Raw genomic sequence first — 22,298 nt, 5'->3', positions numbered from 1 at the left:
CCTCGGCTTCGTGGCAAACTATCGGCCGATTTAGTAAAAGGCCTGCGGAGGGCTACGTGGACAAAATTTTCGTCGATGAGGCAGTGAATGAACTGCACACCATTCAGGATATGCTGCGCTGGTCGGTAAGCCGCTTTACCGCTGCCGGAATCTGGTACGGACACGGCACAGATAATCCCTGGGACGAAGCTGTCCAGCTGGTTCTGCCCACGCTGTGGTTACCCTTAGATATCCCGGAAGATATGCGAAACGCGCGCCTGACAGCCAGCGAACGCCATCGCATCGTTGAGCGCGTCATTCGCCGCGTGAACGAGCGTATCCCGGTCGCCTATCTCACCAACAAGGCCTGGTTCTGCGGCCATGAGTTTTACGTTGATGAACGCGTTCTGGTGCCTCGTTCACCGATTGGTGAACTGATTGAAAACCGCTTTGCCGGTTTAGTGACGGAAAAACCGCGTCATATTCTGGACATGTGCACCGGCAGCGGCTGTATTGCGATTGCCTGCGCCTATGCGTTCCCGGAGGCTGAAGTCGATGCGGTGGATATTTCTCATGATGCGCTGGCGGTGGCCGAGCAGAATATTGAAGAGCACGGTCTGATACATCACGTGACGCCAATTCGCGCCGATCTGTTCCGCGAACTGCCGCCGGTACAGTACGATCTGATCGTGACTAACCCGCCTTATGTTGATGCGGAAGATATGGACGACCTGCCGAGCGAATATCAGCATGAACCCGAACTGGGTCTGGCTGCGGGCAGCGACGGGCTTAAACTGGTGCGCCGCATCCTCGCCTGCGCGCCGGGCTATTTGAGCGAACAGGGCGTGCTGATTTGCGAAGTGGGTAACAGCATGGTGCATATGATGGAGCAATATCCTGACGTGCCTTTCACCTGGCTGGAGTTCGACAACGGCGGTGACGGCGTCTTTATGCTCACCCGTCAGCAGATCGTTGATGCACAGCACCATTTCTCATTTTATAAAGACTAAAAGGGTGGGCGAACTTTCGCCCGTCAAACCGTAACAAGGAATCTCAATGGCCGGAAACAGCATCGGACAGTTCTTTCGCGTCACCACGTTTGGTGAATCTCACGGTATTGCCCTGGGCTGTATCGTTGATGGCGTGCCGCCGGGCATTCCGTTAACCGAAGCCGATATCCAGCACGATCTTGATCGTCGCCGTCCGGGAACGTCGCGCTACACCACCCAGCGCCGTGAGCCGGATCAGGTGAAAATTTTGTCCGGTGTCTTTGACGGCATCACCACCGGTACCTCGATTGGCCTGCTGATCGAGAATACCGATCAACGTTCGCAGGATTACGGTGCCATCAAAGACCTGTTCCGTCCGGGCCATGCGGATTACACCTATGAGCAAAAATACGGCACGCGTGACTACCGTGGCGGTGGCCGTTCATCGGCACGCGAAACCGCGATGCGCGTGGCGGCCGGCGTGATTGCTAAAAAATACCTGCAGATGAAGCACGGTATCCTGGTTCGCGGCTATCTGGCGCAGATCGGCGACGTTGCCTGCGAACTGAAAGACTGGAGCATCGTTGAACAGAATCCCTTCTTTTGCCCGGATGCCGACAAGCTGGAGGCGCTGGATGAACTGATGCGCGCCCTGAAGAAAGAAGGGGATTCGATTGGGGCCAGGGTCACGGTTATGGCGGAAAATGTCCCACCAGGCCTGGGCGAACCGGTTTTTGATCGCCTGGATGCTGACCTCGCGCATGCACTCATGAGCATTAACGCGGTGAAAGGTGTGGAAATCGGCGACGGTTTTGCCGTAGTGAATCAGCGCGGCAGTCAACATCGTGATGAAATCCGCGCCACCGGTTTTCAGAGCAATCATGCAGGCGGTATCCTCGGCGGCATCAGCAGCGGTCAGACGATTAGCGCGAATCTGGCCATGAAACCGACCTCCAGTATTACCGTACCGGGTAAAACCATCACCCGCGATGGCGAGGAAGTGGAGATGATCACCAAAGGTCGTCACGATCCTTGTGTGGGCATCCGTGCCGTCCCCATTGCAGAAGCCATGATGGCGATCGTGCTGATGGATCATCTGCTGCGCCAGCGCGCGCAGTGCGGTGAGGTTAACTCGACGGTGCCACGTTGGTGAGCCTATGAAAATCTTGCTGATGGTGAGTGCGCTCCTGCTGAGTGCCTCCAGCCTGGCGGCAACGCCGTGGCAACGTATCCAGCACCCTGTTGCGGGTGAGCCCAATGCGATTGGGGGCTTTGCCAACGGCTGTATCGTGGGTGCCCAGGCGTTGCCGCTTAACTCGCCGGATTATCAGGTCATGCGCCAGGATCAGCGCCGCTATTTCGGTCATCCCGATCTGATCCTGTTTATTCAGCGCCTGGCAACCCAGGCGCATAACCTCCAACTGGGAAACGTGCTGATTGGCGATATGGGCATGGCGGCAGGCGGGCGCTTTAGCAGTGGACATGCCAGCCACCAAACCGGGCTGGACGTCGATATTTGGCTACAACTGCCTAAAACCCGCTGGAGCGCGCAGCAACTCCTTAAACCGCAGCCGTTGGATCTCGTCACCGCTGACGACAAGAACGTGGTGGCGCGTCACTGGCAGCCTGAAATCGATAGCCTGATCAAACTGGCGGCGAAAGATGACGATGTGACACGTATCTTCGTCAATCCGGCGATTAAAAAGCAGCTTTGTGCTGATGCAGGTAGCGATCGTGGCTGGCTACGAAAAGTGCGTCCCTGGTTTGCGCATCGCGCGCACATGCACGTCCGCTTGCGCTGTCCTCAGGGCAGCACCGAGTGTGAAGAGCAGGCCCCACCGCCTGCGGGTGATGGCTGTGGAGCCGAACTTCAGAGCTGGTTTTTGCCCAAACAGCCTGGTTCTGCGCCGGTAAAACGTGAGCCACCGCCGCTGCCTGCGGCCTGTCAGGCACTGCTGGATAAACATTTACTGTAAGGGTTCCCATGGAATGGTTCGTTGTCAGCCCGCTGTTGGTTGTGCTGCTGTTTTTTATTGCCCTGCTGGCTGGGTTCATTGACTCCATTGCGGGCGGCGGCGGACTGTTAACGGTTCCCTCTTTGCTGGCTGCCGGGCTGTCACCTGCGCAGGCGCTGGCGACCAACAAGCTGCAATCGGTCGGCGGATCTTTCTCATCCAGCCTCTATTTTGTTCGGCGCGGGGCCATCCGACTCAGCGAGCAGCGGCTGAATATCGCCATGACCTTTTTGGGGTCGATTGGCGGGGCCATTCTCATCCAGCACCTGCAGGCTGATATGCTGCGTCAGGTGTTGCCGCTGCTGTTAATCGCTATCGGCATGTGGTTTCTGCTGATGCCACGTATCGGTGAAGAAGACCGCGTTCACCGTCTGCAGGGGCTGCCTTTCGCCCTGATTGGCGGTGGCTGTGTCGGCTTTTATGACGGTTTTTTTGGGCCGGGTGCCGGCTCATTTTACGCACTGGCCTTCGTTACGCTGTGCGGCTATAACCTGGCAAAAGCCACCGCGCACGCCAAGCTGCTTAACTTCACCTCCAACTTTGGTAGCCTGCTGTTTTTTATATTTGGTGGCAAAGTGGTGTGGGGCACAGGGCTTATCATGATGCTGGGGGCATTTTGTGGTGCCCGGCTGGGTGCAAGGCTGGTGCTGGCACGTGGACAAAAGCTGATCCGCCCGATGGTGGTAATCGTTTCGGCGGTCATGAGCGCCAAACTGCTCTGGGACAGCCACGGCAGTGAATTGATGGCCTGGCTGACCACGCTGAATCTGTAATACTTTTACGTGATGACTTAATGACAACAACTCATAACTACGAACAGCTGATCGCGCTGTTTGATGATTGCTTTAGCCACGACTTTCAGACCCGTCTAATTAAAGGCGATGACGAACCGATCTATCTTCCTGCGGATGACGAATCGCCATGGAATCGGGTGGTGTTTGCTCATGGATATTACGCCAGCGCGTTACATGAAATTTCGCACTGGTGCATCGCGGGTGAAGCCCGGCGCAAGCTGGTGGATTTTGGTTATTGGTATTGTCCGGATGGTCGCGATGCGCAAACGCAAAGCCAGTTCGAAGCGGTAGAGGTTAAGCCGCAGGCGCTGGAATGGATGTTTTGTGTGGCTGCAGGCTTTCCCTTCAACGTCAGTTGTGACAATCTCGAAGGAGATTGTGAGCCAGATCGCATTGTGTTCCAGCGAAAGGTTCATGCCCAGGTCATGAACTACCTGGCGTCGGGTATTCCTGCCCGTCCCGCACGCTTTATTTCAGCCCTGGCTGACTATTATGGCAGGCCTTCTCTGACCGCATCGCAATTTCCCTGGCCGGACGATTTGTGATGCAGAAGGGACTTAATAACAGAGGAATGATGAGATGATCGCAGAATTTGAGGCACGTATTCTGGCCCTGATTGACGACATGGTTGAGCACGCCAGTGACGATGAGCTATTTGCCAGCGGTTATCTGCGTGGCCACCTCACGTTGGCAGTGGCGGAAGTGGAACGCCTGGACGAACACACGCCGCAAGCGTTACAGATCCAGGTGACACGAAGCCTGCAAAACGCTATCGCCGCCGGAGAATTATCGCCCCGGGATCAGGCGCTGGTGATTGGTATGTGGGATAACCTGTTTTTACAGGCTCGCCAGCAGTCTGCCTGAATGCACGGGGCGGTACGCCGCCCGTGCTAGTTCCCCGCTTTTTTGCCCTTCAGCAATTTTCTTACCCAATAACGATTTGGATTGAGCGCCGCCAGCGTGCTGGCATCCAGCGGCTGGGGTTCGCCGCTGAGCTGAGCCGCCAGCACTTCTGCCGCCAGGGGCGCACTGCACAATCCACGTGAGCCAAGCGCGCCAAACACATAAAGCCCTGAAAAATACGGTGCCGTTTCGCTTTCTGCTTCGCGGGTGCGTTGCTGTGCAAGATCCGCATAGGTGGCAAGCGTCGCCGCGTAATCCGGCACGCTGCCCACCATGGGCAAATGGTCCCGGGTGGCGCAGCGTACGCCATTGCGCGCCTCGCCCTGGCTGACGTCCACTTCATCCACCCACCCGCTGTGGGGCAGGCAGTGCTGCAGACGGCTGCGGTTTTGCTGCTGGTCGTCTTCACGGTAGGCCGTCGACGTATCGCCACGGTGATAGCTGGCGCCGATACAGTGCGTCCCAAACTGTGGGCTGGCTGGGGTGAGATAACCGTCATAACAGAGCACCGTTTTCAGCGCCGATAACGTGGGTGAAGCCGGAATATGACTGACCTGGCCGGCGACCGGATAAACCGGCAGCGAGTCGGTCTGGGTCAGATGGGTAATCGCATGACCGTTAGCCAGCACCACAGCCTGGTGGCAGGTGGCGGGTTGTTCACTGAAGGTCAACTGCCAGCCTTGCGAATGCGGCTCCAGCGCGGTGACGCGGTGCAGCCAGTGAACACGTAATCCGAGTCGTTCACCGTGGGATAACAACGCAGAGGTCAATTCGGCCGGGGCTAACCAGCCACCCAGCGGATAAAAGATACCATCACAATCCAGCGCCACGTTGGCCAGTGCCTCCGCCTCGTCGCGGTTGACGCTGTAAGCGACCTCAGCCGGTAAGGCCATTTTCAGCATCTGCGCAATCTTGCTGGCGCTTTTCTCGTCCCAGCCCAACTGTAATACACCGCTCCAGTCATGTTCGTAAGGGAGATCGAGTGCGTCATACAGGCGACGGGCGAAACTGAATGCAGCAGGAAAGAAGCTGGCCAGCGCGGGATCGTGCTGATTCAGCAGGGGATACAGCGCGCCCTGGCGATTACTGGACGCGCCCAGAGCGGGTGCCTCATCGGCACAGTAGAGCGTTACCTGAAAGCCCCGGCGCAGCAGCGCAAGGGCCAGCGTGGCGCTTGCCACGCCGCCGCCAACCAGGGCAATCTCCTTGCCGGACAGCGCAGGGCGCGCATACCAGGGCTGGCGATGCGCCAGCGCGGGTGCGGTCTCCAGCGAACCGCACAGCATTTCCCGTTTTGGCCCGAACCCTTTACGCCGGGTCACCGCAAAGCCCGCCTGTTGCAAACCGCGCCGCACAAAACCCGCCGCCGTAAAGGTCGCGAAGGTGCCACCCGGCCGCGCCAGCTTTGCCATCGACTGGAACAGGTCAGGCGTCCACATATCGGGGTTTTTCGACGGCGCAAAGCCATCTAAAAACCAGGCATCGACCTGACGATGCAGACTGTCATCAAAATTATCAATTAGCGCATTAATATCGCCTAACCACAGATCCAGCGTGATGCGGCCCGAATCAAATAACACACGTTGGCAGCCCGGCAGTGCCAGGGGCCACTGGCACTGAAGTTGTTCAGCCCAGGGGGCCAGTTCGGGCCAGTGCTGATGCGCCGCCGTCAAATCGGCCTGGGTCAGCGGAAATTTTTCAAAGCTGATGAAATGCAGTCGTTTTAAGGCCGCATCAGGATGGTGGCGCTGAAAGGAATCAAAGGCTTGCCACAGCGTCAGAAAATTAAGGCCTGTGCCGAAACCGCTTTCGGCAACAATCAGCAGATCGCGCGGATGCTGATGAAAGCGTTGCGGGAAATCATTGCCACCCAGAAAGACATACCGCGTCTCTTCCAGACCGTTGTCATTGGAAAAATAGACGTCGTTAAACGCTCGGGAAACAGGTGTACCCTGTTCGTTCCAGCTCAGTTGGGCGTGTTCAACCTGGGGCAGTTTCACAGTAAAGGCTCATTTTTCAGGGAGTGTCAGGATTTTATCGGTCGACGTGACATGACGCAAATTTACAAAAGGAAATGGCTGATCGGACTTGTTCGGCGTACAAGTGTAAGCTAGAGTGCTCGTCAAATAACAGAAGTGGTGAGGATGATTGAATGAAACGTGCTGTGATTACTGGCTTAGGGATCGTTTCCAGTATTGGTAATAACCAGCAAGAGGTGCTGGCATCTCTGCGTGAGGGCCGCTCAGGCATCACTTTTTCCCAAGAGATGAAAGATTCCGGCATGCGTAGTCACGTCTGGGGTAACGTTAAACTCGATACCACTGGCCTCATCGATCGCAAAGTTGTGCGTTTTATGAGTGATGCGTCCATCTATGCTTACCTCTCTATGGAAGAGGCTATCAAAGATTCTGGCCTGAGCAACGAGGCTTACCAGAACAATCCACGCGTTGGTCTGATTGCAGGATCTGGCGGAGGTTCCCCACGTTTTCAGGTTTTTGGTGCGGATGCCATGCGCAGCCCACGCGGTCTGAAAGCGGTAGGCCCTTATGTGGTGACCAAGGCGATGGCGTCAGGCGTTTCAGCCTGCCTGGCCACGCCGTTTAAGATCCACGGCGTAAACTATTCGATCAGTTCAGCCTGTGCGACTTCCGCGCACTGTATCGGTAACGCGGTTGAGCAGATTCAGCTGGGCAAACAGGATATTGTTTTTGCGGGCGGCGGCGAAGAGCTGTGCTGGGAAATGGCCTGTGAGTTCGATGCAATGGGCGCACTGTCTACGCGTTACAACGAGACGCCAGAAAAAGCCTCACGTACCTATGATAACGAACGCGATGGCTTCGTCATTGCGGGCGGCGGCGGTATGGTCGTGGTTGAGGAACTGGAGCATGCACTGGCACGTGGTGCGCACATTTACGCTGAAATCGTAGGTTACGGCGCAACCTCAGATGGTGCAGACATGGTCGCGCCATCGGGTGAAGGCGCAGTGCGCTGCATGAAGATGGCGATGCACGGCGTGGACACGCCAATCGACTACCTGAACAGCCACGGTACTTCTACCCCGGTCGGTGATGTCAAAGAACTGGGCGCGATTCGTGAAGTGTTTGGCGATAACACGCCGTACATTTCTGCTACCAAAGCGATGACCGGCCACTCCTTAGGGGCGGCGGGCGTGCAGGAAGCCATCTACTCGCTGCTAATGCTGGAGCACAGTTTTATTGCCCCAAGCATCAATATCAGCTCGCTGGATGCGGCGGCAGAAGGCATGAATATCGTGACGCAGCCGACAGAAAAAACGCTGACCACCGTGATGTCTAACAGCTTTGGTTTTGGTGGCACCAACGCCACGCTGACCATGCGCAAATACCAGGCATAACGCTGGACTAAAACGTCATGCTGCACGCAGCATGACGTGAACCCTACGAAAAGGTCGGCGCTTGCCGGCCTTTTTTACGTTGGGATTGCCACTCAGCCACTGTTGCGTGATGAGCCTGCTGAAAGCAGCCTGACCAGCTTGTCGCACCCGGCCACAATCTCATCGGGCGTTAGCGCCGCAAAGCCTAAAATCCAGCCTTGCTGAGGTGCGCTATCGCCGTACAGTGGGCTGAGTCGGGGCAGTAATAAACCCGCCTTTGTCGCCTGTAACGTTAAGGCGGCGTCGTCGCCCTGCACCAGCGCAACGGTTGTCTGCAATCCACCCGGGCAGGGAAACGGCCTGAGCCATGGCGTCAGACGCTGGGCTAGCTGCTCCAGCAGGCGATCGCGACGGCTGTGATAAAGCTGGCGCATTAGCCGCAAGTGGCTGGCAAAATGCCCCTGCTGCATAAATTCTGCCGTTACCGCCTGCGGCAGCAGCGCGCTATGCCCGTCCAGCAGGCTGCGCGCCCGGCCTAAAGGTGCCACCAACGGGCCAGGCACCACCATCCACGCCAGACGCAGCGAGGGAAACAGCGATTTCGAAAAGGTTCCGAGGGTAATGACCCGGCTATCGTTGTCGAGCGCGTGCAGCGCAGGCGCAGGGCGATCGTCATAGTGAAACTCGCTGTCGTAATCGTCTTCAATCAGCCAACTGCCGTGACGACGTGCCCAGTCCAGCCAGGCGAGACGGCGCGGCAGGCTTAAGGACACGCCGGTGGGATACTGATGCGAAGGGGTCAGATACATCAGTTTTGCGGAACCGGGTTGGGGAACCGCACCCTCGGCATCCACCTGAATACCGCGCACTCTGGCCCCCGCAGAAAGAAAGGCATTACGCGCCCCCGCATAGCCCGGCTCTTCCATCCAGATCTCATCACCTGCATCAACCAGCATTAGCGCCAGCAGCTGCAGCGCCTGTTGTGAACTGGTTAAAATAATCACCTGATCAGCCTCGCACTGCACGCCACGTGACAGGGCCAGATAATCAGCAAGCGCGCGGCGCAGTGGCAGATAACCCAGCGGATCGCCGTAGCCCATCACGTCAGGGCCAGCGGTGCGCTGAACGCGGGCGGTTAACCGCCGCCAGAGAGGATGAGGAAAGGCACGTAAATCCGGCGAACCTGCCGCAAACGCATAGGGAAAGGGCGCATCCTGACAGCCGCCCGTTGCCAGCATCTGCTGGCCGCGCTGTGAGAATGTCGCCATGCGATTGGCGCGCACGCGGGGCGAACTGCCCGGCAGCGTGATGGCGACGAAGCTGCCTCGACCGGATTCCCGCCGCAGGTAACCTTCACTTTCAAGCTGGGCGTAAGCGGCTTCAACCGTGACGCGCGACAGCGCTAAATCGGTTGCCAGCTGACGCGTTGAGGGCAGTTTCTGCCCGACCTGAAGGTGCGCGGTTTCAATCCACTGACGAAGTGTGGCGCACAGGCGGTCGCGCAGACCACCGGTTGCCTGATGATGAAACAATTGCAGCAGCGGCGACGTCATAATGGTCTTATCACCTTGTTGAAAGCGGTATTATTCAGTAGTCCACTTTGCCGTAAACTGCCTGTCTGTCACAACAGGAGAAAAAAGAATGTCATCTGTTTTAGGTTTTCCCCCGGCGTTACCGCAGCAGAGCGTTGCGTATCTGCAGGCCAAACTGGCTTATTACACCGATGCCTGGGATCTGGCTGACGATCTGGCCCACCAACGGCAGGGGATTGTCGTGATCGATGCCCGTCAGGTGGAAGCCTGGCGGGCAGGCCATATCAGCGGCGCGGTAAACTTCCCTCATCGGGAAATCAATGAAGCCAGCACGGCTTCTCTGGATCGCGACCTGCTCTATGTGACTTACTGCGATGGCATCGGCTGTAATGGCTCAACCAAAGCGGCGTATCAGCTGGCGTTACTGGGATTTAAAGTCAAAGAACTGATTGGCGGGCTGGATTTCTGGAAGCGAGACGGTCATCCGATGACATGGGGCGATGAGGCGGGCGAATGGCCGCAGACAGCTTCTGCGGCATCCTGTGGGTGTTAAATTACAACACCAGCCACAGTAAAAAGGCCAGAACAATCAACCCCACAACCGCGCTCAGCACCGGGCGCGCTGCCAGCGGTTGCAAAGCCGGCGGCAGCGAACCGGAAATGGGCGCCCATATCGGATGCGGATTCAGTTCGTTATCGGCCAGGGCTTGCTCATGGGCTCTTTCAGCCCGACGCGCAAACAGGAAGTTAAGCAGATCCTGAGTTTGCGTCGGGGTCAGCACCATTTGCGGCGTGGCCTGAAAACGTTGCAGGCTGTAATCCTGAAGCATCTGCTGTTCACGCTGATCCAAAGGATGTTTCAACGAGGCTTCAATCAGCTGTAACGTCGGCGCACTGTGCTGGCTCAACGTCTGACGCACCTGCAAATACTGTGTAAGCAGCGGGTAATGGCGCGACGGAATAGGATCGCCGCTGGTGAGATTGACCAGCTTCAGCGCAGCGGTCCATATTTTGCCACTGGATTCGCCTGTCGCGGCAGCCAGACGAACAATTTGCTGATTCAGCGCCTGATGCTCGGCAGGCAGCAGCGAACGATCGCTGGTACGGCTCTGTTGGGGTTGCGGAATTGCCATCTGACCATTTTGCAGCATGGTTAATACCTGGCGCAGCTGGTCCTGGGTTAAGGCGCTCAGCACCGTCTGACCAAACTGCTGGCGGATAAAATCACTGACCGCCTGACGATTATTACCTTTCGGCAGCAGGTCGGTCAGTTGCGTCATTAACTGACGTGTGCCGTGGCCTGTCTGCACCTGCGCCAGGCGGGCATTGAGAAACTGCTCCGCAGCCGGAAAATGGCGCGACTGAAGCTCTGCTTCGCTTTTAACACCCACTTCATGGCGTAAACCGGCCCAGAGTTCGGGCGCCTTAAGCGTGCTAAGCGACATAATGCGCACAATCAAACGCTCAAGCGTCGTGCGCTGGGCAGGAGAAAGGGGCTGTTCACCGGCAACGCTTCCTGCACGCGGGGCGTCAGTTTGCGGATTAACAGATGAACGATCGCCGACCGGCACACCGGGGCCGCTGACAGGTTGCATGGCGGATTCCTTGGGAAACAGAACAGCGTGGGGTGCGCCGGAAACAGAATACGCTATGATAACAAAAGCCCCTGGGAAATCCACGGGGCTTGTGTGTTTCGCACAAAGATTTACTTACTGATGCACGGTGGCGGGTTTACGGCGCAGTCGTTTCCATACCAGAGGCACAATCAATACGGCTACAGCCATGATAAGCAGCACCTTGGCAATCGGGCTTTCCCACAGGATAGCCATTTCACCATTGCTGATAGACAGCGCCCGACGCAGGTTTTGTTCCAGCATTTCACCCAGTACAAACCCCAAAATCAGCGGTGACATAGGGAAATCCATTTTTCGCAGGATATAGCCGAAAATGCCCAATCCCACCATCAGCAGCAGGTCAAAGGTGGTGCTGTGAACCGCATAAACGCCCACCGCGGAGATGGCGGCGATAGCCGGGACTAAGAACCACAGCGGAATCGTCAGCATACGCGCAAACACGTTAATCATCGGGATGTTCATGATCAACAGCATCAGGTTGCCAATCAGCAGCGCGGCAATCAACCCCCAGACAATATCCGGCTGCTCAGTAAACATCGCCGGGCCAGGGGTGATGTTATACAACGTTAGCGCACCGACCATCACTGCGGTGGTACCGGAACCGGGAATGCCGAGCGTCAGCATCGGAATAAACGAGCCACAGGCGGAGGCATTGTTCGCCGCTTCCGGCGCAGCCACACCGCGAATATCCCCTTTACCAAACTGATCGCTGCCGCTGATTTTTTTCTCGGCCATGTAGGCGATAGCACTGGCGATAGTCGCGCCCGCGCCGGGTAACACACCCACAAAGAAGCCAATAAACGAGGCACGCAGCGTAGCACCGGTAGACATGGCGGCCTCTTTCATATTGAACATCATGCGGCCACTGGCGCGGACCACTTTCTGCCCGCTGTGTGTGGATTCCAGCATCAGCAAAATTTCGCTGACCGAGAACAGGCCAATGACCACCACCACAAACTGGATGCCGTCAGAAAGGTGCACACTGTCAAAGGTGAAGCGATAGACGCCGGTATTGGCATCGACGCCCACGGTCGCCATGCTCAGCCCGATCAGGGCCGACAGGAACGACTTAAGTGGGTTCTGACTCATCATGCTGCCCAGACAGGCAATGGCAAAGACCATTAGCGCAAAATATTCGGCCGGGCCAAACGCCAGCGACCACCGGGCCAGCAACGGGGCGAATAAGATGATGCCGAGGATGGCGATGGTGGAACCGACGAAGGAACTGACGGCAGAGATCGAGAGCGCCACACCCGCTTTGCCTTGCTGCGCCATCGGGTAGCCATCCAGCGCGGTCATGATCGCGCCGGCATCGCCCGGGACGTTGAGCAAGATGGAGGAAATGCGCCCACCGTATTCACAACCCAGATAAACCGTCGCCAGAAGAATCAACGCTGATTCGGCAGGCAGGTGCAGGGCGAACGCCAGCGGCATCAAAATCGCCACGCCGTTGATCGGCCCGAGTCCGGGCAGTAAGCCGACGATCGTGCCGATAAAGCAGCCGATGAGGGCAATCAGCAGGTTTTCAGGCGTCATGGCAACGGCAAAACCGTGCATCAGGAAAGACCAGGTTTCCATTATTTCTCTCCTTAATTGAACAGGCTGCCAGCGGGCAAGGTCACGTCAAGTAAACGGTCAAAGGCGTAGAACAGTGACCATCCCATTACCGCACCGGAGAGCAGGGCGGCCCACCAACGTGCACCAAACAGCATGCCGAGACCGAAAGTCAGCAGCGAAGTGGATAGCGGAAAGCCCAGGGTTTCAAACATCCCGCCGTAAACCAGCATCATCACTGCCAGCGCCACCAGACGTTTCATCGTGGCTGCCGTAGGCCACTTGATGTCATCCGGTTTTCTCAGCAGCAGCATCAGGGCACAGAAGGCCATCAGGCTGAGAAGGATGAGCGGAAAAGGGCGCGGTCCAACGGGCTCATAGCTGTATTCGCTTTGAATTTGCCAGGCGATGACCAGGCCTGCCAGGCACATCAGTAGCCACAGGGTGGCGAAAATACGATCGCTCATGATGTCCCCCGGTTACTTAGCCAGACCAAAGGATTTCGCCTGCTCGCGGTAAGCGGCAACCTGATCTTTCACGTATTTATCCAGTTCTGCGCCGAACATATTGAATTCAAACAGGCCACGCAGTTCGCGCTGCTTTTTGAACTCTGGGGTTTGCACCATTTTCTCGAAGGCGCTCTGCCACCACTGATAATCGGCATCGCTGACTTTAGGGCCAAGATAGAAGCCACGAATAATGGGCCATTCCACGTTAAATCCCTGCTCTTTGGCGGTCGGAATTGACGCCAGCTGATCGGGCAGGCGTTTGTCTGCCATTACCGCCAGCACCCGCAGTTTGCCCCCTTGTAAATGCGGCACCATCTCGCTGAGATCGCCCGACATTACCTGAATATGATTCCCCAGCAGGGCGGTGACCACTTCACCTCCGCCTTCGAAGGCGACATAGCGCATTTTGCGTGGATCAATACCGGCTTCTTTAGCGATCAGCGCGGTCTTCATCCAGTCCTGACTGCCGATGGAAGCACCCGCGCCCACCACCACTTTGGTCGGATCTTTTTTCATCGCGGCCATGAGCTCGCCCAGGTTTTTCCACGGCGCGTCTTCACGGACGGCAATCATGCCGTAATCGGTGCCAATCGCCGCCAGCCACTTAACGTCATCAACCGAATAGCGACCAAACTTGCCCTGGGACAGATTCAGCAGCGAGCCGCCCGAAAAGGCCACAACCGTTCCGGCTTCGGCAGGACGCTGCGCAATGATCGCGTTATAGGCCACTGCACCCACGCCGCCTGGCATATAGGTGATGCGCATCGGTTTCTCAATCTGTTTGGTTTCCATCAGCGAAACCTGAATCAGCTTACAGGTCAGGTCGAAACCGCCACCGGGTTTAGCCGGTGCGATGCATTCCGTTCTGTCTGGTGCAGCGGCATAGCCGGATGACGGCAACATCAAGGCCAGCAGGGCAGAGGCGAGGGCGGTATGGATTATTTTTTTCATCGTGCGCTCCATCTTTCTTCCAGAGTGTGATTACCACCGACAATTCGGCGTTGCTGAATTGTTAAATCAGTAACCTTTCATTTACCTTTCATTGATAAGGTTTAGTGAAAGGATGTGATATGCGTCTCTTACTGGTTGAAGACACGGCGGAACTGGGGCGATGGTTACAGAAAGCGTTAACCCAGAAAGGCTTTGCCGTGGACTGGGTGGTCGATGGCGTGGCGGCCGACCACAGCCTGCAAAGCGAAGACTATGCGCTGGTGGTGCTGGATGTCTCTTTGCCGCGTCTGGACGGCATCGAGGTCTTAACGCGGCTGCGCCGTCGGGGACAAAATATGCCAGTGCTGCTGCTGACCGCGCGCACTACGCTGGACGACCGCGTGCGCGGCCTGAACACCGGTGCCGATGACTACCTGACCAAACCCTTCGAACTGGATGAACTGGATGCGCGTCTGCGTGCGCTGTTGCGGCGTTCACAGGGGCAATCACCACAAAATCAAACGCTGGGACAGCTTGAGCTTAACGGCGAGGGCTACTTTTTGCTGGACGAAAAACCCCTGGCGCTGACGCCGCGTGAGTCCAGTGTGCTCACCACGCTGATGCAGCGCCGTGGCCGTCCGGTCTCGCGGCAGCATCTCTATGAGCAGACCTTTACGCTGGTGGACGAGGCCAGCCCGGAAAGCATTGAGCTGTATGTCCATCGGGTGCGCAAAAAACTGGCCGGGAGTGATGTGGGCATTGTGACGCTGCGAGGGCTGGGCTATAGCCTGGAAACCCTGCCATGCGACTGATTCATTCTCTACGCGGTGAGCTGCTGGCGTGGCTCGGCCTGCCGCTGGTGCTGCTGTGGATTCTGTCGGTTTATACCCATTATCAGAGCGGCCTGGCGGCGGCGAATCAGGCCTACGATCGCTCCCTGTTGGCCTCTGCGCGCACCGTCGCCGAGCGGCTGGTGGTTCGCCATCAGCATCTGGAGGTGGATGTGCCCTGGGTGGTGCTCGACAGCTTTGAGCGCAATATGAATGACCGCCTGTATTACCAGGTGATTTCGCCCCAGGGCAAAACGTTATCGGGCTATGACGGGCTGCCCCCGATTCCTGCCACCAGCGAAATGTCTGCAGCCTATCCCGCGTTAGTGCATTTTTATGACGGGCTTTACCAGAAGCAGCGCATTCGGGTGGCTGCATTATGGCAGCCGGTCAGTGAGTCGGGCGTGGAAGGCATGGCGCTGGTGCTGGTGGCGGAAACCATTCACTCCCGTGAGGCATTTGCTCAGGGGCTGATGCGCACTGCGTTACTCAGCCAAAGCGCGCTGGTATTCATCACGCTGTTACTGGCGAGCATGATGCTGCGCCGGGTATTGCGGCCGCTGCGCCGTCTGTCACGCATCGTGCTGCGCCGTAACGGCGCGGCGCTGACACCGTTACCGTCCCTGCCGTGGTCGGAGTTACAGCCGCTCATCATCGCCTTTAATCGCTACCTTGAGCGACTGAGAGGGCTACTGGCGCGGCAGGACAGGTTCAGCGCCGATGCCGCTCACCAGCTTCGCACCCCGCTCACCATCCTTAAAACCCAGATCAGCACGGCGCTGGACAGCGACCGGCCTGAACAGTGGCGCGAAAGCCTGCAGGGCATGCAGCATACGCTGGATGACACCATCCTGCTGACCGATCGCCTGCTGCAACTGGCGCGAATTAAAGCCCGTCACGGGGAAGATAAGCCCATGACGCGGGTGGATTTAGCGGCCATCGTCCGCGAGGCCTGCTTTAGCCGTTATGCCGCGGCACGCGCAAAATACATTGATCTGGGTTATGAGGGTGATGAACACAGTGAGGTGAAAGGCGACGCGCTGTTGCTGGGCGAACTCTGTGCCAACCTGCTGGATAACGCGATTAAATATACCCCTTCTCAAGGGATGATCACTGCGCGCCTCCAGAGCGGAACACTTCAAATTGAAGACGCGGGGCCGGGGATTAGCCCGGACGAGCAGCAAAAAGCGCTGCAGCCTTTTATCCGGCTGGATAATGCCGCTATGCATGCCGGCGCCGGCATTGGGCTGGCGCTGGTCCAGGATATTTGTGCCTGGCACGGCGCTGCCGTGACGCTGGATCGCAGCCCGTTACTGGGCGGGCTACGGGTTACCGTCCAGTTCAATGTGGATCGGTGTTAACCGGTTTGCGCGCGGTTAACGGCCTGCGCAGCCGCTGGGCCAGCAGAACGCCTGTCAGCGTCAGACCGCCGCCAATCCAGTGATAGCTGTGCAGATGTTCATGCAGAAACAGCACCGCAATGATGGCGGTAAACACCGGTGTCAGATTCATAAAAATACTGGTGATGCTGGCCCCTAACTTTTGAACGCCATGTATCCACAGCCAGGGCGCAAGAATAGAGGCAAACAGCCCGGCAAAGGCCACCAGGGGAAGATTGCGCGGCGTGAGCGAGACATCTGACGTCATCAAAAAGCCGGGTAACAACAGCAGAACGCCAAAGGCAATTTGCACGTAAAGGCTCTGCCAGACCGGCAACGGAATCGACCAGCGTTTTGTCATCACGCCATAAAGCGCATAGCAGCTGGATGCCGCCAGCATCATCGCTTCTCCGGCACCGATACCGTGATTCAGCAACTGGTGAAGGTTGCCTGCGCTGACCAGCCAGATTAAGCCGCAGAACGAAATCAGGCTGCCCACCAGAATGCCCACCGTCGGCGCAATCCGCAGGATCAGCACGCTGAGCAACACCGTTAACAGCGGAATCAGCGCCGCAATAATGCCCATAAACAGGGCGCTCACGCTGTGGGCGGCATAGTAAGCCAGACTTTGATACAGCGCCATGCCCAGCAGGCCCAGAACCATCAAACGCCAGAGGTGCGGCCTGATTGCCTGCCAGCGCCGTATCACGCCGGGTAACACAAACGGCGTTAACACCAGCAACGCCAGTAGCCAGCGATAAAAGGAGATGGCTGCAGGCTCGATTGCCCCCGCCGATAATTTATTAACGATAGCGTTAACCGACCAAATCAATACCGCAAACAGCGGAAACAGAAAAAACATAGCATGACTCCAGCCTCAGACCCGCGGCAGTTTACGCCTGTCTGACATGCTTCTGCCAGCCTTATGGTCGACGGCATGGGGAGGTTAGGCTAAGGCGGGGCTTTTGTGCCAGAATAGCGCCCTTAAATGCAACACACAGGAAAGCCGTGGTGAAAATTCTCGTCGATGAAAATATGCCCTACGCCCGTGAACTCTTTAGCCGTACGGGCGATGTGGTTGCCGTACCTGGCAGGCCATTACCCGAAGCGCAATTAGCCGACGCTGATGGACTGATGGTGCGATCGGTCACTCAGGTTAACGCGGCGTTACTGCAGGATAAACCTGTCAGGTTTGTGGGCACGGCCACGGCCGGGACGGATCACGTCGATGAAGCCTGGCTGGCGCAGGCGGGCATCGCGTTCTCTGCCGCACCCGGTTGTAACGCCATCGCCGTCGTAGAGTATGTTTTTTCTGCCTTGCTGCTGCTGGCTGAACGCGACGGTTTCCTGTTGCGCGATCGTACCGTGGGCATTGTTGGCGTGGGTAACGTGGGCAGCCGTCTGCAGAAACGCCTGGAAGCCTGGGGCGTGAAAACGCTGCTGTGCGATCCACCCCGGGCTGACCGTGGGGACGAAGGGGATTTTCACTCGCTCGATACGCTGGTTGAGCAGGCCGATATTTTGACGTTTCATACGCCACTGTTTAAATCTGGCCCTTACAAGAGCTGGCATCTGGCGGATGCTGCGCGGCTGATGGCCCTGAAGCCTGACACCATTCTGATTAATGCCTGCCGCGGCCCGGTAGTCGATAATGCCGCGCTGCTGGAAGTGCTGAATATGCGCCACGATCTGAGCGTGGTGCTGGACGTCTGGGAGCCGGAGCCGGATCTCTCCCTGGCACTGCTGGATAAGGTCGATATCGCCACAGCCCACATTGCCGGTTATACCCTGGAAGGCAAAGCGCGCGGCACCACCCAGGTTTTCGAGGCCTGGTGCGACTTTATTGGGCAACCGCAGCAGGTGCCGCTCGACAGCCTGTTACCGACGCCGGAATTTAGCCAGATCCGTCTGAATGGGCCGCTCGATCAGCCAACGCTGAAACGGTTAGTGCATCTGGTGTATGATGTGCGCCGCGATGATGCGCCACTGCGAAAAGTGGCGGCAAAACCGGGCGAGTTTGACCGCCTGCGCAAACAGTATGAAGAGCGTCGTGAATGGTCATCATTACAGGTGAACTGTGATGATCAGGCCACCGCTGATCTGCTTATTCAACTGGGCTTTAACGCCATATTATCCTCAACCTGATTGGTTCCGCCTGCGTGAACGGCGGGTGAAGGTAGGGATAATTCTGAATCCCCGGGCGGTGACATCACCGCCTTCTGTTTTTATGTCATTGTCTGAGGTAAACCAACATGTCTGACGGCTGGAATATTGCGCTACTTGGCGCAACAGGCGCAGTAGGGAACGCTGTACTGGAACTGCTGGCTCAACGCCAGTTCCCGGTTGGTGAATTGTATTTGCTGGCGAGCGATAACGGTGCCGGTGAAATTAAACGTTTCGAAGGCCGTTCTGTTCGGGTCGAAAACGCGGCGGAGTTTGACTGGTCACAGGCGCAACTGGCCTTTTTTGTTGCCGGTCGCGAGGCATCAGAACGCTATGCAGAAGAAGCGGCGAGTGCAGGCTGCCTGGTTATCGACAGCAGTGAGCTGTTTGCCCTGTCACCGGACGTGCCGCTGGTGGTGCCGGACGTCAATCCCCAGGTGCTGGCGGATTACCGTAATCGCAATATCATCAGCGTGGCAGATAATCTGGTGAGCCAGCTGCTGACGGCCATTAAACCGCTGGTCGATGCGGCAGGTTTAGGCCGTTTACAGGTGACGAATCTGATCTCTGTCTCCACGCACGGCAAAGCGGCCGTGGATGCGCTGGCAGGGGAAAGTGCACGTTTGCTGAACGGCGTGCCCGCTGACGAGCACCATTTTGGTCGCCAGCTGGCTTTTAACCTTCTGCCGCAGCAGGCGGACAGCGAAGGCAGCGTAGAAAGCGAGCGTCGCCTGGTCGATCAGGTGCGTAAAGTGTTGCAGGACGACGGGTTGCCGGTTGCCGTCAGCAGCATTCAGGCACCAGTGTTTTATGGCAATGCGCAGATTGTCCACATTGAAAACCTGCGCCCGCTGTCGGCCGAAGAGGCGAGGGCAGAATGGGCACTGGCGGCCGATATTCGTCTGAGCGAAGAGGCCGAGGTGCCGACGCCGGTCACGGATGCCTCCGGCACCGATGAAATGAGCATCGGCTGTGTGCGTAATGATTACGGCATTCCGGAGCTGTTGCAGTTCTGGTCAGTGGCGGACAACGTTCGTTTCGGCGGCGCACTGATGGCCGTAAAAACCGCTGAGAAGCTGGTCCAGGAGTACATGTACTGATGTCAGAAGGTCAGACAAAAAAACTGGCACTGGGCATTGAGTACGACGGCAGCCGTTACTATGGCTGGCAACGTCAGCAGGAAGTGCGCAGCGTGCAGGAAAAGCTGGAGCGGGCGCTGTCGAAAGTGGCTGACCATACGGTCAGCGTATTCTGTGCCGGCCGCACCGATGCCGGGGTCCATGGCACCGGACAGGTGGTGCATTTTGAAACCGTGGCGCCGCGTGCCGATGCGGCCTGGACGTTAGGCGTCAACGCCAACCTGCCTGATGATATCGCTGTGCGTTGGGTAAAGGCGGTGCCGGATGACTTTCACGCCCGCTTTAGCGCGACGGCCCGGCGCTATCGTTATCTGATTTACAATCAGCGGCTACGTCCGGCGATTCTGGGCAACGGTGTAACGCACTTTTACTATCCTCTGGATGTGGAAAAGATGCAGCGTGCCGGTCAGTGCCTGCTGGGCGAGAATGATTTTACGTCTTTTCGCGCCGTGCAGTGCCAGTCGCGAACGCCGTGGCGCAATGTGATGCACCTTAATGTCACGCGTCAGGGGCCTTATGTGATTGTCGATATCAAAGCGAATGCCTTTGTGCACCATATGGTGCGCAATATTGTCGGAAGTCTGATGGAAATTGGCTGTGGAAATCAGTCAGAATCCTGGATGGCTGAACTGCTGGCCGCCAAAGACCGTACCCTGGCAGCGGCGACGGCGAAAGCCGAAGGGCTTTATCTGGTTGCGGTGGATTATCCCGCGCATTTTGCTTTACCACAGCCGGCGATGGGGCCATTGTTCCTCGCGGATTAATTAACCTTACGTACAAGGGATCGTTATGGAGTTCATCCATTTTGTGGTCGATTTTATTCTGCACATTGACGTGCATCTGGCCGAATTAGTAGCGCAGTATGGCATCTGGATTTACGCCATTTTATTCCTGATTTTGTTCTGCGAAACGGGATTAGTGGTGACGCCGTTTTTGCCAGGGGATTCGCTGCTGTTCGTGGCAGGGGCGCTGGCCGCGTTGCCGGGTAACGATCTCAACGTGCATCTCATGGTGGCGCTGTTGGTCATTGCCGCTATTCTCGGGGATGCCGTGAACTACACCATTGGCAAACTGTTTGGCGAACGGCTGTTCAGTAACCCAGACTCAAAGATTTTCCGCCGCAGCTATCTCGATAAAACCCATGCGTTTTATGCCCGTCACGGGGGGAAAACCATTATTCTGGCCCGCTTCGTGCCTATCGTGCGCACCTTTGCGCCTTTCGTCGCCGGAATGGGGCACATGTCCTATCGCCACTTCGCGCTGTTTAACGTCACCGGCGCGCTGGCCTGGGTGCTGCTGTTCTCCTATGCGGGTTATCTGTTTGGCGATTTGCCTGTGGTGCAGGAAAATCTTAAGCTGCTTATCCTCGGGATCATCGTGGTATCGATTCTGCCGGGTGTGATTGAAATCTGGCGTCATCGCCGCCAGGCTAAGCAGTAAAATCCACCCTGAGCAGCGGCATTGCTCAGGGGTAAGACCAGATTTTTATCCACAGTCTTAATTGGTTGTGGTTTAATGAGCGACATTTACCGTCTGCTGAAGCGGTTTTCAGCAGTATCGAGACGACTGGACCAGGTCAGTTTTTAACAGAAAGGTCATCAATGAGCTGGATTGAACGCATTCTTAATAAAAGCAACATTACGCCTGCACGTCGTGCCAATATTCCGGAAGGAGTGTGGACGAAATGCGACAGCTGTGGCCAGGTACTTTATCGTGCCGAGCTGGAGCGTAATCTTGAGGTCTGCCCTAAGTGCGACCACCACATGCGCATGCACGCCCGTGAGCGCCTGGCGAGCCTGCTCGATCAGGGCACGCTGGTCGAGTTGGGCAGCGAACTGGAACCCAAGGACCTGCTGAAGTTCCGGGATTCCAAAAAGTATAAAGATCGTCTGGTGGCTGCACAGAAAGCCACGGATGAAAAAGATGCGCTGATTGTGATGAAAGGTCAGCTGCACGGTATGCCGGTTGTGGCAGCCGCCTTTGAATTCGCCTTTATGGGCGGGTCAATGGGTTCTGTGGTTGGCGCACGTTTCGTGCGGGCGGTGGAGCAGGCGCTGGAAGATAACTGCCCAATGATCTGCTTCTCTGCCAGTGGCGGGGCGCGTATGCAGGAAGCGTTAATGTCGCTGATGCAAATGGCGAAAACCAGCGCCGCGCTGGCGAAAATGCAGGAGCGGGGTCTGCCGTATATTTCGGTCCTCACCGATCCAACCATGGGCGGCGTCTCTGCCAGCTTCGCGATGCTGGGCGATCTGAATATCGCCGAACCTAAAGCCCTGATCGGCTTTGCCGGTCCGCGCGTGATTGAGCAGACCGTGCGTGAAAAACTGCCGCCGGGCTTCCAGCGTAGTGAGTTTCTGATTGAGAAAGGGGCGATTGATATGATCATTCGTCGTCCTGAAATGCGCTATAAACTGGCGAGTCTGCTGGCAAAAATGATGAATCTGCCAGCACCGCTGCACGACGGTGAAGCGTTCGCACCTGCGACGACCGACCCGGAGAGCAACGAGGCCTGACAGGAGACCGAAGGCGCGCGGGTCGCGCCTTCCACCAATGCACCGTATACCTTGCGGCTTTCACCGGGTATAAATTTGCA

22 protein-coding genes are annotated in these 22,298 nt (G+C 57.1%); 15 read left to right on the top strand and 7 right to left on the bottom strand.

Annotated elements, in window-relative coordinates:
• Positions 1 to 56: 56 nt before the first annotated feature.
• From prmB to A6A26_RS19905, 6 genes are read left to right on the top strand one after another with little or no spacing between them, the layout of a single operon-like run.
• Positions 57 to 989, top strand: a complete 933-nt coding sequence (prmB, locus tag A6A26_RS19930; protein ID WP_063880348.1) for a 50S ribosomal protein L3 N(5)-glutamine methyltransferase — start codon at positions 57 to 59, stop codon at positions 987 to 989.
• Positions 990 to 1,035: 46 nt separating this feature from the next.
• On the top strand, positions 1,036 to 2,121 hold the full coding sequence (aroC, locus tag A6A26_RS19925; protein WP_063880347.1) for a chorismate synthase: 1,086 nt from the start codon (positions 1,036 to 1,038) through the stop codon (positions 2,119 to 2,121).
• A 4-nt stretch (positions 2,122 to 2,125) separates the two neighbouring features.
• Positions 2,126 to 2,944, top strand: a complete 819-nt coding sequence (gene mepA, locus A6A26_RS19920; RefSeq protein ID WP_063880346.1) for a penicillin-insensitive murein endopeptidase — start codon at positions 2,126 to 2,128, stop codon at positions 2,942 to 2,944.
• Between the two features lie 8 nt (positions 2,945 to 2,952).
• The gene (locus tag A6A26_RS19915; RefSeq protein WP_063880345.1) at positions 2,953 to 3,756 is read left to right on the top strand and encodes a sulfite exporter TauE/SafE family protein; all 804 of its coding nucleotides are present in this window, start codon (positions 2,953 to 2,955) and stop codon (positions 3,754 to 3,756) included.
• 20 nt (positions 3,757 to 3,776) lie between these two features.
• The gene (locus A6A26_RS19910; RefSeq protein ID WP_063880344.1) at positions 3,777 to 4,322 is read left to right on the top strand and encodes an elongation factor P hydroxylase; all 546 of its coding nucleotides are present in this window, start codon (positions 3,777 to 3,779) and stop codon (positions 4,320 to 4,322) included.
• A gap of 34 nt (positions 4,323 to 4,356) precedes the next feature.
• Positions 4,357 to 4,641, top strand: coding sequence for a YfcL family protein (locus tag A6A26_RS19905; RefSeq protein WP_063880343.1), 285 nt, complete (start codon positions 4,357 to 4,359; stop codon positions 4,639 to 4,641).
• 26 nt (positions 4,642 to 4,667) lie between these two features.
• Here the strand turns inward: A6A26_RS19905 and mnmC are convergent, their stop codons facing one another.
• Positions 4,668 to 6,680: a bifunctional tRNA (5-methylaminomethyl-2-thiouridine)(34)-methyltransferase MnmC2/FAD-dependent 5-carboxymethylaminomethyl-2-thiouridine(34) oxidoreductase MnmC1 gene (mnmC, locus tag A6A26_RS19900; RefSeq protein WP_063880342.1), complete on the bottom strand. Its 2,013-nt coding sequence runs from the start codon at positions 6,678 to 6,680 to the stop codon at positions 4,668 to 4,670.
• A gap of 152 nt (positions 6,681 to 6,832) precedes the next feature.
• On the opposite strand from mnmC, the gene fabB reads away from it, so the two are divergent.
• Positions 6,833 to 8,053 (top strand): beta-ketoacyl-ACP synthase I, encoded by a 1,221-nt coding sequence (gene fabB / locus A6A26_RS19895; protein ID WP_063880341.1) that lies wholly within the window; start codon positions 6,833 to 6,835, stop codon positions 8,051 to 8,053.
• A gap of 92 nt (positions 8,054 to 8,145) precedes the next feature.
• Here fabB and A6A26_RS19890 read toward each other — a convergent pair whose 3' ends face one another.
• Entirely contained in the window at positions 8,146 to 9,585 is a 1,440-nt protein-coding gene (locus A6A26_RS19890; RefSeq protein ID WP_063880340.1) for a MocR-like pyridoxine biosynthesis transcription factor PdxR, read from the bottom strand.
• Between the two features lie 88 nt (positions 9,586 to 9,673).
• On the opposite strand from A6A26_RS19890, the gene A6A26_RS19885 reads away from it, so the two are divergent.
• Positions 9,674 to 10,117 (top strand): rhodanese-like domain-containing protein, encoded by a 444-nt coding sequence (locus tag A6A26_RS19885; RefSeq protein WP_063880339.1) that lies wholly within the window; start codon positions 9,674 to 9,676, stop codon positions 10,115 to 10,117.
• Between the two features lies 1 nt (position 10,118).
• On the opposite strand, the gene flk is transcribed toward A6A26_RS19885, so the two are convergent.
• The 4 genes from flk to A6A26_RS19865 all read right to left on the bottom strand — a co-directional run bounded on the left by flk (position 10,119) and on the right by A6A26_RS19865 (position 14,212).
• Complete coding sequence (gene flk, locus A6A26_RS19880; protein ID WP_063880338.1) at positions 10,119 to 11,159, bottom strand: flagella biosynthesis regulator Flk; 1,041 nt, start codon at positions 11,157 to 11,159, stop codon at positions 10,119 to 10,121.
• 114 nt (positions 11,160 to 11,273) lie between these two features.
• A complete protein-coding gene (locus tag A6A26_RS19875; RefSeq protein ID WP_063880337.1) occupies positions 11,274 to 12,776 on the bottom strand; it encodes a tripartite tricarboxylate transporter permease in 1,503 nt (500 codons plus the stop codon).
• Positions 12,777 to 12,787: 11 nt separating this feature from the next.
• Positions 12,788 to 13,219 carry a tripartite tricarboxylate transporter TctB family protein gene (locus A6A26_RS19870; RefSeq protein ID WP_063880336.1) on the bottom strand — a complete coding sequence of 144 codons (432 nt, stop codon included), beginning with the start codon at positions 13,217 to 13,219 and terminating at the stop codon, positions 12,788 to 12,790.
• A gap of 12 nt (positions 13,220 to 13,231) precedes the next feature.
• Positions 13,232 to 14,212 (bottom strand): Bug family tripartite tricarboxylate transporter substrate binding protein, encoded by a 981-nt coding sequence (locus tag A6A26_RS19865; RefSeq protein ID WP_082875239.1) that lies wholly within the window; start codon positions 14,210 to 14,212, stop codon positions 13,232 to 13,234.
• 119 nt (positions 14,213 to 14,331) lie between these two features.
• Here A6A26_RS19865 and tctD point away from each other — a divergent pair, with 119 nt between their 5' ends.
• On the top strand, positions 14,332 to 15,003 hold the full coding sequence (gene tctD, locus A6A26_RS19860) for a transcriptional regulator TctD (protein ID WP_063880334.1): 672 nt from the start codon (positions 14,332 to 14,334) through the stop codon (positions 15,001 to 15,003).
• A complete protein-coding gene (locus A6A26_RS19855; RefSeq protein WP_063880333.1) occupies positions 14,994 to 16,382 on the top strand; it encodes a sensor histidine kinase in 1,389 nt (462 codons plus the stop codon). The genes tctD and A6A26_RS19855 overlap by 10 nt, the downstream gene beginning before the upstream one ends.
• On the opposite strand, the gene A6A26_RS19850 is transcribed toward A6A26_RS19855, so the two are convergent.
• Positions 16,363 to 17,262 (bottom strand): DMT family transporter, encoded by a 900-nt coding sequence (locus A6A26_RS19850; RefSeq protein WP_063880332.1) that lies wholly within the window; start codon positions 17,260 to 17,262, stop codon positions 16,363 to 16,365. The two genes, A6A26_RS19855 and A6A26_RS19850, sit on opposite strands and share 20 nt — an antisense overlap.
• A 149-nt stretch (positions 17,263 to 17,411) precedes the next feature.
• Between A6A26_RS19850 and pdxB the strand changes: the two genes are divergently transcribed.
• The 5 genes from pdxB (at position 17,412) to accD (ending at position 22,218) form a co-directional block, all read left to right on the top strand.
• Positions 17,412 to 18,545, top strand: a complete 1,134-nt coding sequence (pdxB, locus tag A6A26_RS19845) for a 4-phosphoerythronate dehydrogenase PdxB (RefSeq protein ID WP_063880331.1) — start codon at positions 17,412 to 17,414, stop codon at positions 18,543 to 18,545.
• 107 nt (positions 18,546 to 18,652) lie between these two features.
• On the top strand, positions 18,653 to 19,663 hold the full coding sequence (locus A6A26_RS19840) for an aspartate-semialdehyde dehydrogenase (RefSeq protein WP_063880330.1): 1,011 nt from the start codon (positions 18,653 to 18,655) through the stop codon (positions 19,661 to 19,663).
• Positions 19,663 to 20,466: a tRNA pseudouridine(38-40) synthase TruA gene (gene truA, locus A6A26_RS19835; RefSeq protein ID WP_063880329.1), complete on the top strand. Its 804-nt coding sequence runs from the start codon at positions 19,663 to 19,665 to the stop codon at positions 20,464 to 20,466. The genes A6A26_RS19840 and truA overlap by 1 nt, the downstream gene beginning before the upstream one ends.
• A 25-nt stretch (positions 20,467 to 20,491) precedes the next feature.
• The gene (locus A6A26_RS19830) at positions 20,492 to 21,142 is read left to right on the top strand and encodes a DedA family protein (protein ID WP_063880328.1); all 651 of its coding nucleotides are present in this window, start codon (positions 20,492 to 20,494) and stop codon (positions 21,140 to 21,142) included.
• Positions 21,143 to 21,303: 161 nt separating this feature from the next.
• A complete protein-coding gene (gene accD / locus A6A26_RS19825; RefSeq protein ID WP_063880327.1) occupies positions 21,304 to 22,218 on the top strand; it encodes an acetyl-CoA carboxylase, carboxyltransferase subunit beta in 915 nt (304 codons plus the stop codon).
• Positions 22,219 to 22,298: the final 80 nt, after the last annotated feature.

Origin of the sequence: Pantoea sp. OXWO6B1, assembly GCF_001641135.1 — a bacterium.
Lineage (GTDB): Bacteria > Pseudomonadota > Gammaproteobacteria > Enterobacterales > Enterobacteriaceae > Pantoea > Pantoea allii.
This window is presented reverse-complemented; position numbering and strand designations above follow the sequence as displayed.